The sequence below is a fragment of the Shinella lacus genome, from assembly GCF_010994755.1.
GTDB lineage: Bacteria > Pseudomonadota > Alphaproteobacteria > Rhizobiales > Rhizobiaceae > Shinella > Shinella lacus.
This window is the reverse complement of record NZ_WHSB02000002.1, coordinates 447,575-460,822: the sequence shown is the minus strand read 5'-3', so window position 1 is coordinate 460,822 and position 13,248 is coordinate 447,575. Positions and strand designations below refer to the sequence as shown.

The 13,248-nt window shown below is 63.6% G+C and carries 15 protein-coding genes and 1 tRNA gene; 5 read left to right on the top strand and 11 right to left on the bottom strand.

Features of this window, described 5'->3' with window-relative positions:
- Positions 1-57: 57 nt before the first annotated feature.
- The 4 genes from GB927_RS34275 to GB927_RS06745 form a co-directional block, all read right to left on the bottom strand.
- Positions 58-1,029: a septal ring lytic transglycosylase RlpA family protein gene (locus tag GB927_RS34275; protein ID WP_305110920.1), complete on the bottom strand. Its 972-nt coding sequence runs from the start codon at positions 1,027-1,029 to the stop codon at positions 58-60.
- Positions 1,030-1,296: 267 nt separating this feature from the next.
- Positions 1,297-1,512: a hypothetical protein gene (locus GB927_RS06755; RefSeq protein ID WP_256115904.1), complete on the bottom strand. Its 216-nt coding sequence runs from the start codon at positions 1,510-1,512 to the stop codon at positions 1,297-1,299.
- 106 nt (positions 1,513-1,618) lie between these two features.
- Positions 1,619-1,708, bottom strand: a tRNA-Ser gene (locus GB927_RS06750).
- Positions 1,672-2,091, bottom strand: coding sequence for a hypothetical protein (locus GB927_RS06745; RefSeq protein ID WP_256115903.1), 420 nt, complete (start codon positions 2,089-2,091; stop codon positions 1,672-1,674). The genes GB927_RS06750 and GB927_RS06745 overlap by 37 nt, the downstream gene beginning before the upstream one ends.
- Between GB927_RS06745 and GB927_RS06740 the strand changes: the two genes are divergently transcribed.
- The 5 genes from GB927_RS06740 (at position 2,079) to GB927_RS06720 (ending at position 5,629) form a co-directional block, all read left to right on the top strand.
- A complete protein-coding gene (locus tag GB927_RS06740; RefSeq protein ID WP_256115902.1) occupies positions 2,079-2,291 on the top strand; it encodes a hypothetical protein in 213 nt (70 codons plus the stop codon). The two genes, GB927_RS06745 and GB927_RS06740, sit on opposite strands and share 13 nt — an antisense overlap.
- Positions 2,292-2,491: 200 nt before the next feature.
- Complete coding sequence (locus tag GB927_RS06735; RefSeq protein WP_256115900.1) at positions 2,492-3,016, top strand: DUF992 domain-containing protein; 525 nt, start codon at positions 2,492-2,494, stop codon at positions 3,014-3,016.
- A gap of 86 nt (positions 3,017-3,102) precedes the next feature.
- Positions 3,103-3,366, top strand: a complete 264-nt coding sequence (locus tag GB927_RS06730) for a hypothetical protein (protein ID WP_256115898.1) — start codon at positions 3,103-3,105, stop codon at positions 3,364-3,366.
- A gap of 26 nt (positions 3,367-3,392) precedes the next feature.
- Complete coding sequence (locus tag GB927_RS06725) at positions 3,393-3,740, top strand: hypothetical protein (RefSeq protein WP_256115897.1); 348 nt, start codon at positions 3,393-3,395, stop codon at positions 3,738-3,740.
- 95 nt (positions 3,741-3,835) lie between these two features.
- Positions 3,836-5,629: a cation:proton antiporter domain-containing protein gene (locus GB927_RS06720; RefSeq protein ID WP_256115896.1), complete on the top strand. Its 1,794-nt coding sequence runs from the start codon at positions 3,836-3,838 to the stop codon at positions 5,627-5,629.
- 44 nt (positions 5,630-5,673) lie between these two features.
- On the opposite strand, the gene GB927_RS06715 is transcribed toward GB927_RS06720, so the two are convergent.
- The 7 genes from GB927_RS06715 to pcsA all read right to left on the bottom strand — a co-directional run bounded on the left by GB927_RS06715 (position 5,674) and on the right by pcsA (position 13,039).
- A complete protein-coding gene (locus GB927_RS06715) occupies positions 5,674-6,381 on the bottom strand; it encodes a FadR/GntR family transcriptional regulator (RefSeq protein ID WP_256116185.1) in 708 nt (235 codons plus the stop codon).
- A gap of 200 nt (positions 6,382-6,581) precedes the next feature.
- The gene (locus GB927_RS06710; RefSeq protein ID WP_256115895.1) at positions 6,582-7,652 is read right to left on the bottom strand and encodes a BMP family ABC transporter substrate-binding protein; all 1,071 of its coding nucleotides are present in this window, start codon (positions 7,650-7,652) and stop codon (positions 6,582-6,584) included.
- A gap of 42 nt (positions 7,653-7,694) precedes the next feature.
- Positions 7,695-8,615: an ABC transporter permease gene (locus tag GB927_RS06705; protein WP_256115894.1), complete on the bottom strand. Its 921-nt coding sequence runs from the start codon at positions 8,613-8,615 to the stop codon at positions 7,695-7,697.
- Positions 8,615-9,709, bottom strand: a complete 1,095-nt coding sequence (locus tag GB927_RS06700) for an ABC transporter permease (RefSeq protein WP_256115893.1) — start codon at positions 9,707-9,709, stop codon at positions 8,615-8,617. Before GB927_RS06700 ends, GB927_RS06705 begins: the two co-directional genes overlap by 1 nt.
- On the bottom strand, positions 9,699-11,273 hold the full coding sequence (locus GB927_RS06695) for an ABC transporter ATP-binding protein (protein WP_256115892.1): 1,575 nt from the start codon (positions 11,271-11,273) through the stop codon (positions 9,699-9,701). The genes GB927_RS06700 and GB927_RS06695 overlap by 11 nt, the downstream gene beginning before the upstream one ends.
- 50 nt (positions 11,274-11,323) lie before the next feature.
- Positions 11,324-12,295 (bottom strand): quinone oxidoreductase family protein, encoded by a 972-nt coding sequence (locus GB927_RS06690; protein WP_256115891.1) that lies wholly within the window; start codon positions 12,293-12,295, stop codon positions 11,324-11,326.
- A gap of 21 nt (positions 12,296-12,316) precedes the next feature.
- On the bottom strand, positions 12,317-13,039 hold the full coding sequence (gene pcsA, locus GB927_RS06685; RefSeq protein WP_256115890.1) for a phosphatidylcholine synthase: 723 nt from the start codon (positions 13,037-13,039) through the stop codon (positions 12,317-12,319).
- Positions 13,040-13,248: the final 209 nt, after the last annotated feature.

Sequence of the window (13,248 nt, the reverse complement as noted above, 5' to 3'; positions counted from 1 at the left end):
GTCGTCACACTCCCACAGCCGCCTGCATTGCGCAAACGGCTTTGGGGACGCGGGCGATCAGCCCGCGTTGTCGGCGAGTGCAGAGAGCGGCGTGAGTTTTCCGTCGATCGTCAGGATGGCGTCGAAGGCGCCTGCCGCATCCCGCACGCGCTCGTCCGCATAGGCGGCGGCATAGCTCGGCTCGGTCGAAAGGTCGGGCACGAAATTCGGCCGTTCCATCGGCAGCGGGCCGATTTCCGGCAGCATGACGAACTGTTCCATCGCCTGGAAAGCATCCGTCGCCGGCGTCGTCTTGGCGAGCGCCGTCATCGTGCTCTGTTCGGGAACGGTAAGCGTGCCCTCACCCACACCCGGCAGCGCGCTGTCGTCGGCGGAAGCCACCATGACGCCCGTCGCGATCTGCCCGCCCGGATCGACCGCCGGCACGCGCGAGCCCTTGGTGACGTAAGAAGCCATCAGATAGGGCATGTCGTTGCCCTCGAGCGGCGCCTTGCCGACATATTGCACGCGCACCTTGGCCGTGCCGGTGCGTTTCATGTCGAGCAAATCCGCCGTCTTCGAGGAAACGTCGATCACGCGACCTTCATGGAACGGGCCGCGGTCGTTGACGCGCACGACGACCGACGTGCCGTTCTCCATATTCGTGACACGGGCATAACTCGGCAGCGGGAATGTCGGATGCGCGGCGGAAAGATGGTAGCGGTCGTAGACCTCGCCATTCGCCGTCCTGCGGCCGTGGAAGGCGGAGCCGTACCAGGATGCGAGGCCGGTCTTGTTGTAGCCGGGCTCTTCGCGCGGCTTGTACCACTTGCCGCGGACCTGATAGGCCTTGCCGAGCTGGTAGCGGCCGCCGCCCTTCGGCACGGCCTGCCCGTCCTCGACGACGCGCGGGCTCGCCTTCACGCCATATTCGGATTCGGAGAAATACTCCTTGCCGCGCACCTTCTTCTTGGAGGGCGCCGGTGTCGTCGTGGCACAGGCCGCAAGGCCCGCGCAGACCAGCGGAATAGCCAGCAACCGCAGGCCCATGCCAAACCGGGTCACGTTCTTCTCGAAGTTTTTATGTCCCACGCCGCTATTGTCCCCGACGGTGCGCCAGCCAACCTGCCTTGCCCCTGCAAGCCGGCCGTCAATGCCACTCAGTAAATAACAGTACGTTAATCATGCCAATAACATGGCAAAATTGCGAATGGATAGGAAGCCCGCCGCCAGCTTCGATGAATTATGGTTTCCATATGATTAAAACGCCCGCTTTACTGTCAGCGAGCTTCGGCCACATCGGCGCGGTTCAAACCTTCAGGATGTCTGGATATGCAGCACGTCGAAGAGCTGTTCGGGATCGCGCACGCCGTGCCGGTACAGCGTGATGATCGAGCGCGCCAGCGATCGCTCCCGCGCCTCGTCGAGCCCGGGGCTCTTGGCTGCCGTCAACCGGGTGAAAACACCTTTCAGGATATCGAGATCCTGCGGTTCAAACATGCCGATATGCGTGGGGTCTCGAAGCACGTCCATCGCTGCCTCCCCTTATCTCGCATCCAGCCGACAAATCGCTTTTGGCTGCATGCGAATTCTAGGATGACAATGCGTCAGCAACAAGTCGGGAAAAGTAGCAGGGGGATGGCGGAAGAGGTGGGATTCGAACCCACGGTAGACTCTCGCCTACGCCGGTTTTCAAGACCGGTTCCTTAAACCACTCGGACACTCTTCCCTGTCGATGAAGGGTGCTCTTTTCCCGGTTTTCGGAAAAGCCGCGGCACCGGGTTTCAGGCCGGTTTGCCGCCCCTTCAGGCGATGCGGCTTTTTAGCAGTTTTGCTTGTCTCGTCAATGTGGGATGACGAGCCCTTGATTTGAACACAATGGCCATCTATATCACCGTCATCGGCCTTGCTGATGAGCGCTGGAAAGCTTCTGCCGCTCGCGATGGCCGCATCACCTGATGCTTTTGACCACGGATGTACTGGCACGGGTGAACAGGTGATGATGAGGAAGGTCGGTGCGGTTTCGCCCCGGCCTTTTTTATTGCCGGAACAATCGGGCGGCGGGAACTGTTTTGGTCCGTCACCAGAGGAGGCTGGCCATGGAACAGACATCCACCGCAAAACTCGCCGCAGACTATCTCCGCCTCGGCGGCCGCCGGCTCGCCAAGATTGACGACAACCATGTCAGCACGCGGCAATGGAAACACGAGACGCGCGCGGCCGAGGCTTACTGGAACGCGCATATCGCACCGCTCGATGAGAAGCGCCGGGACGAAGTGATCACCCATCTGCCGACGATCAACGAGGTGTGAGCGCGCGAGTACGCGCGCCCTTCCCCCATATGTTGTTGAAAAGCCTCAGCCGGCGGGCGCTGACCACATGCGCGCGCACTATTTGTTAGCAAAAAGTTACTTGCCCACACTCCGCCACGATCTTCACCATGAGATGCGGCTGCGACCGGAACCAAAGCACCGGATTCGCCATTATCGTGCCAGTTAGAAGGAGTGCACAGATGAACAAGAAGCTTGGAACAGTCCTCGCGCTGAGCCTTGCGCAGGCTCTCGCAACCACGGCTGGCGCGGCGGACATGGTTATCCGCGAGGAAGCACCGGTCTCCGTCGACCGCGGCGATCGCGACGGCGTCAAGATCGGCATGCTGACCTGCGATGTCGGCGGCGGCGTCGGTTACGTACTCGGTTCGGCGAAGTCCGTCGATTGTGTCTTCTCGTCGACCCGTGGCGAGCATGACACCTATTCCGGCGTCATCCGCAAGATGGGCGTCGACCTCGGTTTCACGACACAGGGCCGCATCGTATGGGCGGTTTTCGCGCCGACGGCCGGCTACCACCAGGGTTCGCTCGGCGGCCTCTATCAGGGCGCAACGGCGGAAGCCACGCTCGGCTTCGGCGTCGGCACCAACCTCCTGGTCGGCGGCACCTCCGGCTCGATCCACCTGCAGACGATCAGCGTCAGCGGTCAGATCGGCCTGAACCTTGCCGCTACCGGCACGTCGGTGACGCTCACGCCGCAGGGCTGACACACGAAACGGGCGGCTCCGGCCGCCCTTTTCCATCTGGATGCTCGGCGGCGATCTGCTAGATTTCGAGGCAGAAGGAGATCATCATGGTCCGGATAGCCCTCGCCTGTCTCGCCGCCCTTTCGCTTGCCGCCTGCACCGCGGGCTATTCCGGCGGCGTCGAGCCCATTCGCGGCAGCATCACCTATAATGGCCAGCCGCGCACGAAACTCACCAAGGCGCCGATCGGCAGCACGTTCGAACACACGTTCAATGACCAATATGGTCGCCCGGTCGTCGAAACCTATCGCATCCAGCCGGATCGTTCGTTACTTCTCATCCACCGCTACGTGCGAATCGAGTACTTCTGAAACGACGGCGGCAACGGAGACGGACCATGCTGGAAAGCACCGACATCGAACTGGAAGACGAACGGCTGAAGCAGCTCGACATCCTGGCCGAAGAGCGCGCCCTGACGCCGACGGAACTGCTGGCGCATTACACCTCGGGCTCCTTCGGCTTCCATGAGGCGGTGCACACCACCTCCATCGTGCTCGATCTCGTCGATGACCAGTTGCTCCACCACCCCGCCATTGCCGGCAACACGGAATGGTTCCGTCTTGCGGCGCGCGCCAGCGAATCGCTGTTCAACCTCTACCAGGCGATGGGGGCGGCCCAGCTCGCAACCAAAGCGGCGGATGAGGGCATGCGGCCGGAAGAGCTGAACGCCAGCAACGACGACTGAAGCGCGTCGCGTTCTTTCGGATTCGCGTCTTGCGCGGGGCGGCGGGCCGCCCTACCCTATCCTCTTGAATTCCCACGGAATCAGGATAGACGCGCTTGCCCCATGCGACACCGCTGATCGCCACGCTGGTTGCCGGTATCTGCCTCGCCTTCCTCGCGGGGCTGGTCGCGCATCGTTTTCGCCTGCCCCCGATAGCCGGCTACCTTCTGGCCGGCGTCGTCATCGGTCCCTTCACGCCGGGCTTCGTCGCCGATCAGAAACTGGCAAACGAACTGGCGGAAATCGGCGTTATCCTGCTGATGTTCGGTGTGGGCCTGCATTTTTCGCTGAAGGATCTTCTCTCGGTGCGGGCGATCGCCATTCCGGGCGCGCTCGGCCAGATCGTCGTCGCGACCTTCTTCGGCCTATTGCTGGCGCTTGCGATGGGGTGGTCCGCAGGCAGCGGTTTCGTCTTCGGCCTGTCGCTCTCCGTCGCCAGTACCGTCGTGCTGCTGCGCGCGTTGCAGGAGCGCCGCATGGTGGAGACGGAAAAGGGGCGCATCGCGGTCGGCTGGCTGATCGTCGAGGACCTCGTCATGGTGCTGACGCTCGTGCTTCTGCCGCCGCTTGCCGGCGTGCTGGGCGGTACGGCGCAGACCGCCGATGTCGATCCGGACCTGACGCGGGCGCTGGGCATCGGCGCTGTCTGGACGGCGGTCGGGGTCACGGCGCTGAAGGTCTCGGCCTTCATCGCACTGATGCTCGTCGTCGGCCGCAAGGTCATTCCGATGATCCTGCACTACGTGGCGCATACCGGCTCGCGCGAACTGTTCCGGCTTTCGGTTCTGGCCATTGCGCTCGGCGTCGCCTACGGCTCGGCAAAACTCTTCGGCGTGTCCTTTGCGCTCGGCGCCTTCTTCGCCGGCATGGTGCTGGCGGAATCGCAGCTCAGCCAGCAGGCCGCGCGCGAAACCCTGCCGCTGCGCGATGCCTTCGCGGTGCTGTTCTTCGTCTCCGTCGGGATGCTGTTCGATCCGGTCAACCTCGTAGAGCGGCCGCTGGCGATCCTCGCGACCTTCGTCACCATCGTCTTCATCAAGTCGGCGGCTGCCTACCTCATCGTCAAGGCCTTCGGTTATCCGCGCACGATCGCGCTCACCATTGCCGCGAGCCTGGCGCAGATCGGTGAATTCTCCTTCATTCTCGTCGTGCTCGGCGTCGGCTTGGACCTGCTGCCGGCCGTGGCGCAGGACCTCGTCGTCGCGGGCGCGCTGTTCTCCATCCTCGTCAACCCGCTGCTGTTCATGGCAGTCGACCATTACGGCGCAAAACTGGACGCCGCAGAGGAGGCGGAAGGCGGCGAGGATGCGGCCGCACAGCCGGAGGAACCGGACGAAGACGAGCCGGAGCCGACGACGCTCAGCGACCACGCGGTGTTGGTGGGCTATGGCGGCGTCGGCAGGCGCATCGTCGAGCGGCTGCGCGGGGCCGGTCTCCCGCTCATCGTCATCGAGGAGCGGGCGGGTGTTGCCGAAGCGCTGCGCGAACAGGGCATCGAGGCGATCGGCGAGCCGGCGGGCAATCGTGGCGTGCTGGCGCAGGCGAATATCGCGGGCGCACGCTGGTTCATAGCCGCCATTCCGGACGCCTTTGCGGCCGGCACGCTGATCGAGCAGGCGCGTTCTGCGAATGGCGCACTCGCCATCGTGGCACGCGCGGCCTCCCAGGCGGAAGCGGACCATCTGCGGCAGTTCGGCGCCAATCACGTCATCATTGCGAAAGACGAGCTTGCCGCCGCCATGTCCGAGCAGTTGCTTGCCTTGGAGGCAATGAGAAAACCGTCTGAAGAGGCAGACACGCAAGGGGAACTGAATCTGGCTGCACCGTCTCAGGGCGAAGCATCGGCATAGCTGTCGAAGACGCTCCCCTGCTAAGGGCGTATACCTGAACCCCGCTATCTTTCTTCACGCAGCGCCTCGACGACGCGCTCCCGGCCGACCTTGATGACGTTCTCCATGGCGCGTCGGGCGCCACCCTCATCCCGCTTGTCGATCTCCTCGACGATGCGGATATGGCTGGTCGAGACGTCAGCGATCTGGCCGCGGTCGGCGGCGGGCGAAGAGAGCTTGAAGGCACCGACGAGCCCGGCTTCGATGAGGCTGCCGAGCGTGCGCAGGAAGGGGTTGCGCGAGGCTTCGAGCACCGAGAGGTGGAATTTCAGGTCCGCTATGGCGAGCGTTTCCGCCGTGTGCTCCGGATCGCCCATCGCGACCGCAAGGCGCATCATCTGGCTGATATCGGCCTCGGAGGCATGGCGTGCCGCAAGGGCCGCCGCATGCGGTTCGAAAGCCAGGCGCACTTCGGAGAGATGCAGCAGAAAATCCTCGTTGACGCCGACGGCGAAGTACCAGGTAAGGATATCGCTGTCGAAGAGGTTCCATTGTGTGTTCGGCGTCACCCGGGTGCCGATGCGGGCGCGCGGCACGACGAGGCCCTTGGCGGCGAGCGTCTTCATCGCCTCGCGCAGGACCGTGCGGGAGACCTTGAAGCGGGCGGCGAGGTCGGCATCGCCCGGCAAGGTCGCGCCGACCGGATACTCGCCGGCGATGATGGCTCTTCCGAGCTCGTTGACGACCTGCGCGTGGCTGGTGCGCGTGTTCATCCCGCTGATCACGGTCTCAAGCAAACCCCTGCGCAAGTATGTCCCCTCCTGCGCCCCAAAACACCCATTTTGTTCCGGGGCCGTCTGGCAGGTATAAAGTGCGTCGCCGATTCCGCAAAGTCCGTTCGCGTCATCCCGCTTTCACAATGAAAAAAGGCGCCTCTTGCGAGGCGCCCCTGTATCGTCGTGGGTCGGGAAGCTTACTTCGGCAGCTGGTCGTCGACGCCGGCGATGTAGAAGTTCATGCCGAGCAGCGTGCCGTCGTCGGAGACGGCGCCATCAGCGAGCCAGTCCGAGCCGTCCTGCTTCTTGATCGGGCCGGTGAAGGGGTGCAGTTCGCCGGAGCGGATCTTGGCTTCCGCCTCTTCCGCGAGCTTCTTCACGTCGTCCGGCATGTTGGTGTAGGGCGCCATGGTGAGGATGCCGTCCTTCAGGCCGTCCCAGACCTGCTCCGACTTCCAGGTGCCGTCGAGAACGGCCTTGGTGCGCTTGATGTAATAGGCGCCCCAGGTGTCGACGATGGCGGTCAGCTGCGTTTCCGGGCCAGCCTTGATCATGTCGGATGCCTGGCCGAAGGCCTTGATGCCGCGTTCGGCAGCAACCTGCATCGGCGCGGTCGTGTCGGTGTGCTGCGTCAGGATGTCGACGCCCTGGTCGATCAGCGCCTTGGCGGCATCGGCTTCCTTGCCGGGGTCGAACCAGGTGTTGGCCCAGATGACCTTGACCTTGAAGTCCGGGTTGATCGACTGCGCGCCATGCACGAAGGAATTGATACCCATCACCACTTCCGGGATCGGGAAGGACGCGATGTAGCCGGCGACGCCCTTCTGGGACATCTTCGCGGCGATCAGGCCCTGGATGTAACGGCCCTCATAGAAGCGCGAATTGTAGGTCGCGACGTTCGGGCCGGATTTGAAGCCGGTCGCATGTTCGAACTTCACGTCCGGGAATTTTTCGGCGACCTTGACCGTCGCGTCCATGAAGCCGAACGAGGTGGTGAAGACCAGGGCGCAGCCGGAGCGGGCCATGCGCTCGATGGCGCGCTCGGCATCCGGGCCTTCCGGCACGTTTTCCAGGAACGGTGTTTCGATCTTGTCGCCGAATTCGGCCTGAAGCGCCTGGCGGCCGATGTCGTGCGCCTGCGTCCAGCCGCCGTCGGTCTTGGAGCCGACATAGATGAAGCAGATTTTTGTCGCGTCCTGGGCGTTGGCGGCTGCGGCAAAGCCGATAACGGCGGCTGAGGTGGCGAGAGCGAGAATGATTTTCTTCATTTTATCCTCTGTGGTTAGAAGTGGTTGCTTTTTCTTGTTTTCCTATCGATCGGGCACGAAGGGCTTGCCGAGCGAGGCGGGCGTGTTGATCAGCGTGGTGCGCCGATTGTGCGATATCAGGACGAGCACGATCACCGTGGCGGCATAGGGAAGCGCCGACAGGAACTGCGAGGGGATGCCGATGCCGAACGCCTGGGCGTGCAGCTGGCTGATCGAGACCGCACCGAAAAGATAGCCGCCCGCAAGCAGCCGCCAGGGCCGCCACGAGGCGAAGACGACGAGCGCCAGCGCGATCCAGCCGCGCCCGGCCGACATGTTCTCCACCCATTGCGGCGTATAGACGAGCGAGAGCTGCGCACCGGCAAGCCCGGCACAGGCGCCGCCGAACATCACGGCGAGATAACGCGTGCGGATGACATGGATGCCGAGCGCATGCGCCGAGCCATGGCTGTCGCCGATGGCGCGCAGCTTCAGGCCCGCGCGGCTCTTGAACAGGAACCAGTTGACGCCGATGACCAGCGCGATCGACAGGTAGAAGATCAGGTCCTGCTTGAAGAGCAGCGGCCCGAGGAACGGAATGTCGGCGAGCAGCGGGATGACGATCGGTTGCAGCTTGATGCCCGACATGCCGACATAGGGCTCGCCGATCTGGCCGGAAACGCCGAGGCCGAGAATGGTGAGCGCAAGGCCGGTCGCCACCTGGTTGGCGACGAGCGTCAGCGTCAGGAAGCCGAAGAGCAGCGAGAACAGCGCGCCACAGGCAATGCCGGCGAGAATGCCGATATAGGGCGAGCCCGTCGCCTGCGTGGCGGCGAAGGCGAGCACGGCGCCCATCACCATCATGCCCTCGACGCCGAGATTGAGCACGCCCGACCGTTCCGTGACAAGTTCGCCGAGGGAAGCCAGCACCAAAGGCGTCGCCGCGGTAATGACGGTGAGCAGGATCGCTTCGATGATACCCATCAGTGCGCGCTCCCTTCCGTGGTCTGGCCGAACCGCGAGAACACCAGCCGGATCTTGTACTGGATGAGCGTGTCGCAGGAGAGCACGAAGAACAGCAGCAGCCCCTGGAAGACGCGCGTGACCTTGTCGGACACGCTGAGCGTCAGCTGCACCGCTTCGCCCCCCACATAGGTCAGCGCCAGGAACAGGCCGGCGGCGATGATGCCGAGCGGATTGAGGCGGCCGAGGAAGGCGACGATGATGGCGGTGAAGCCGTAGCCGGGCGAAATGATCGGCTGGAGCTTGCCGATGGTGCCGCTGACCTCCGAAATGCCGGCAAGCCCGGCAAGCGCGCCGGAAAGCAGCATCGAGAACCATATCATACGCTTAGACGAGAAGCCGGCAAAGCGCCCTGCCCGCTCCGACTGGCCGAGCACGGTGATCTCGAAGCCTTTCAGCGTGTAGCGCATCATGATCCACAGCCCGACGGCGGCGATGATGGCGAAGGCGAAGCCGAGATTAGCGCGGCCCGAGGAGATGAGTTCGGGAAGGATCGCCTCCGGCACGAAATCCCGCGTCACCGGGAAATTATAGGCGTCCGGGCTGCGCCACGGCCCGCGCACCAGCCAGTCGAGGAAGAGCTGGGCGATATAGACCAGCATCAGGCTCGTCAGGATCTCGTTGGTGTTCATATGCGCCTTCAGGAAGGCGGGAATGGCGGCATAGAGCGCGCCGCCGATCATGCCGAAGATCAGCATCAGCGGCAGGACGAGCGAGGAATGCCAGTCGTGGAAGACGACCGGCACGATGGCGCCCGCAATGGCGCCGGCGATGAACTGCCCCTCGGCGCCGATATTCCAATTGTTCGAGCGGTAGCACACCGAAAGCCCGGCGCCGATCAGGATCAGCGGTGCTGCCTTGATGGCGATCTCGTGCAGCGACCAGATGTCGAGCAACGGCTCGATGAAGAAGGAGTAGAGCGCTGCGACCGGGCTCTTGCCGATGAGCGCGAACATGATGCCGCCGGCTACGACCGTCAGCGCCAGCGCCAAGAATGGCGACAGGATGGAGAAGAGCGTCGAAGGATTGGCGCGCTTTTCGAGTTCAATGCGCATGGGCCACCTCGCCGCCTTCCGTCTTGCCGTACATGCCGCCCATCAGCAGGCCGATCTTTTCGCGCGTCAGGTCGTGAGCCGGATAAACATCCGACAGCCGCCCCTCGCTGACGACGGCGATTTCCGTCGCCACCTCGAAGATTTCGTCGAGATCCTGGCTGATCACCAGCACCGCCGAGCCCGATTTCGCGAGATCCACCAGCGCCTGGCGGATGCGGCTCGCCGCCCCCGCATCGACGCCCCAGGTCGGCTGGTTGACGATCAGCACGGCCGGTTGGCGATCTAGCTCCCGCCCGACGATGTATTTTTGCAGGTTGCCGCCGGAAAGCGAGCCGGCCGCCGGGTCATCACCGCTCTTGCGCACGTCCATCGTCTCGGAAATGCGCTTCGAGGCGATGCGCACGACGGCATGCTTGATAATGCCGAGCACACCGCCGGCAAGAAAGGTTTTCCGATCCGACTGGTTGCGCGCCAGCACGAGATTGTCCGACAGCGGCAAAGACGGCACCGCGGCGTGGCCGTGGCGTTCCTCCGGCACGAAGCCCGCGCCCATTAGCCGCCGCGCCGTGATGCCGAGATTGCCGGCCGCCTTGCCGCGAATGGCGACGGCAGATGCCTCAGCCACCGGATATTCGCCGGAGAGCGCATCGAAAAGCTCGCCCTGTCCATTGCCGGCAACGCCGGCGATCGCGAGAACCTCGCCGCCGCGCACCTTGAGACAGACATTCTTCAGCGTCACGGCAAAGGGCGTGCGCGCCGGGACGCTCAGATGATTGGCTTCGAGCAGCACCTCGCCTTTGGTGTTGGTGCCGGCGGCCGTTACCGAGGCGACGTCGCTGCCGACCATCATGCGGGCAAGTGATGCGGGCGTTTCCTGGCGCGGATCGCAGGCGCCGGTGACCTTGCCGTGGCGCAGCACTGTTGCGCGATCGCAGATGCGCTGCACCTCTTCCAGCCGGTGGCTGATATAGAGCACCGAGCGGCCTTCCGCCTTCAGCTTGGCGAGTGTTTCGAACAGCCGGTCGGCCTCCTGCGGCGTCAGCACCGAGGTCGGCTCGTCGAGGATGATGAGTTCCGGGTGCTGCAACAGCGCGCGCACGATCTCGATGCGCTGGCGTTCGCCCACCGAGAGGTCGGCGACATGCGCCTTCGGATCGAGCGGCAGGCCGTAAAGATGAGAGAGGCGCGAGGCCTCTTCCGCGACCTTGGAGAGCGAAATGCCGGGGCTCAGCGACAGGGCGATGTTCTCGGCGACCGTCAGCGCCTCGAACAGCGAAAAATGCTGGAAAACCATGCCGATGCCGAGGCGCCGCGCGGCACCGGGGCTCGGGATGCGCACAGGCTCGCCCTTCCACAGGATCTGCCCGCTGGTCGGCGAAAGCACGCCGAAGAGCATTTTCACGAGGGTGGATTTTCCGGCGCCGTTCTCGCCCAGCAGGGCGTGGATTTCGCCGGGCCGGATATCGAGATCGATGCCGTTGCATGCGGCAAACGAACCAAAAAGTTTCGTCAGGCTGCGGACAGCCAGCAACGGGCTGCCCTCGGACGCTCCAACGGCTGACACTCTGCCCCTCTTTCCTGCGGTCTCAGCCCTTGCCGCCCATTCGGGTCGTGTCAGGGAATGAGCAACGTCGTTCCACTCGTTTTTCTTGCTTCCAGATCCGTGTGCGCCCGTCCTGCCTCGGACAACGGATAAGTCTGATTAATATTGATACGCACTTTGTTGCTTTGCACAATATCAAAGAGCGAGTTTGCACATGCATCGAGCGCCTCGCGCGTCGGGATGTAGGCGAAGAGCGTCGGCCGCGTCGTGTAGAGCGAACCCTTTTGCGACAGCAGGCCGAGGTTGAAGGCATCGACGGGACCAGAGGAATTGCCGAAGCTGACGAACAGGCCGCGCGGCTTCAGGCAGTCCAGCGACTGCGGGAACGTGTCCTTGCCGACGGAATCGTAGACGACGTCGACGCCTGCCCCGCCGGTCAATTCGCGCACCCGCGCGACGAAGTCTTCCTTGCCGTAGTCGATGACATGGTCATAGCCATGCGCCAGCGCGAGATCGATCTTCGCCTGCGAGCCGGCCGTGCCGATCACCGTGGCGCCGAGCGCCTTCGCCCACTGGCCGGCAATGAGGCCGACGCCGCCCGCCGCCGCATGGAACAGCAGCACGGTGCCCGGCTTCACCTGATAGGTCTGGAGCAGCAGGTACTGCGCCGTCATGCCCTTCAGCATCATGGCGGCAGCCGTTTCGAGCGAAATGCCCTCCGGCACCTTCACCAGATGTCTCGTCGCGACATTGCGTTCCACCGCATAGGCGCCGTCCGCCGAGGCATAGGCGACGCGGTCGCCGATGGCGAAATCCGTGACGCCTTCACCGAGCGCCGTAATCGTGCCGGCGCCTTCCTTGCCGGGAACGAAGGGCAACTCGGTCTTGTAGAGGCCGGTGCGGAAATAGACGTCGATGAAATTGAGGCCGATGGCGGCCTGCCTCATCTGCACCTCGCCGGGGCCGGGTGCGGCAAGCGGCACGTCCTCCAGCGTCAGGACTTCCGGTCCGCCGAGACTGCGGATGACAATCGCCTTGGTCATGCTGGTTCTCCCGAGAATTGGCTACCGCCCGAGGCTGGGAAAGGCCTGCAGGACGGCGCCGATGACATAAAGATAGAGCCCCGTCGCCACGACACCCCAGACCACCCAGGCCGGCGTATCGAAATGCAGGAGAAGCGCGTAGCCGCTGAGCAGCGCCCACAGAAAGAAGACGCCGAGATTGATCGCCCTCAGCCGCTCCACGCGCACGGGATGCAGGAAATTGATCGGCATGAAGGTTAGGAAGACGGAAACGAAGACGATGATCGACGCCGTCAGTTCGCTCGCCTGGATGACGAAGAGCGTGAATACCACCATGTTCCAGACGACCGGAAAGCCGGAGAAGAAATATTCGTCGGTCTTCATGCCCATATCGGCATAATAGATGGCGCTGGAGACGACGATGGCGCCGGCCGCCACGAAGGACCAGGGCTCGCCGATCATGCCGCTCTGGTAGAGCGCAAAGGCCGGCAGCAGCACGTAGGTCACGTAGTCGATGACATTGTCCAGCGTATCGCCGGACCAGTTCGGCAGCACTTCTTTCACGCGCACCTTGCGCGCGATCGGCCCATCGATGCCGTCGACGACGAGCGCCAGGCCCAGCCACCAGAACATGTCGACGAAACGGTGTTCGGCCGCCGCCACGACGCCGAGAAAGGCGAGGAACGACCCGGATGCCGTCAGGATATGGACGGAAAAGGCACGGATTTCCGCGTAGGGCACGCGCTTGTAGTTGAAAAACTTCATCGCCTTTGGCTGTCCATCCCTTGAGGGGCTTTCATCGGCCGCGGTTCGCCGAACACGCCCTCTTACGCGGTCACTGCCGGTAATATGCATTGATTGCCCGGCATCGCCAGTGAAAATCGGCTGCCTCCCGGGCGGTTCCGGCGCCTGCGCCGATTCATCCCATGGAAATTGCCTCTTTGCGGGCCTAGTCTTCCCGCAGTAGAAGCAGC

Bases quoted from the DNA above. Each gene is read 5' to 3' on its own strand.
- GB927_RS34275 (WP_305110920.1), bottom strand. From the start codon at position 1,029: ATGGGCCTGCGGTTGCTGGCTATTCCGCTGGTCTGCGCGGGCCTTGCG.
- GB927_RS06755 (WP_256115904.1), bottom strand. From the start codon at position 1,512: ATGGACGTGCTTCGAGACCCCACGCATATCGGCATGTTTGAACCGCAG.
- GB927_RS06740 (WP_256115902.1), top strand. From the start codon at position 2,079: ATGGAACAGACATCCACCGCAAAACTCGCCGCAGACTATCTCCGCCTC.
- GB927_RS06745 (WP_256115903.1), bottom strand. From the start codon at position 2,091: ATGTCTGTTCCATGGCCAGCCTCCTCTGGTGACGGACCAAAACAGTTC.
- GB927_RS06735 (WP_256115900.1), top strand. From the start codon at position 2,492: ATGAACAAGAAGCTTGGAACAGTCCTCGCGCTGAGCCTTGCGCAGGCT.
- GB927_RS06730 (WP_256115898.1), top strand. From the start codon at position 3,103: ATGGTCCGGATAGCCCTCGCCTGTCTCGCCGCCCTTTCGCTTGCCGCC.
- GB927_RS06725 (WP_256115897.1), top strand. From the start codon at position 3,393: ATGCTGGAAAGCACCGACATCGAACTGGAAGACGAACGGCTGAAGCAG.
- GB927_RS06715 (WP_256116185.1), bottom strand. From the start codon at position 6,381: ATGAACACGCGCACCAGCCACGCGCAGGTCGTCAACGAGCTCGGAAGA.
- GB927_RS06710 (WP_256115895.1), bottom strand. From the start codon at position 7,652: ATGAAGAAAATCATTCTCGCTCTCGCCACCTCAGCCGCCGTTATCGGC.
- GB927_RS06705 (WP_256115894.1), bottom strand. From the start codon at position 8,615: ATGGGTATCATCGAAGCGATCCTGCTCACCGTCATTACCGCGGCGACG.
- GB927_RS06700 (WP_256115893.1), bottom strand. From the start codon at position 9,709: ATGCGCATTGAACTCGAAAAGCGCGCCAATCCTTCGACGCTCTTCTCC.
- GB927_RS06690 (WP_256115891.1), bottom strand. From the start codon at position 12,295: ATGACCAAGGCGATTGTCATCCGCAGTCTCGGCGGACCGGAAGTCCTG.
- pcsA (WP_256115890.1), bottom strand. From the start codon at position 13,039: ATGAAGTTTTTCAACTACAAGCGCGTGCCCTACGCGGAAATCCGTGCC.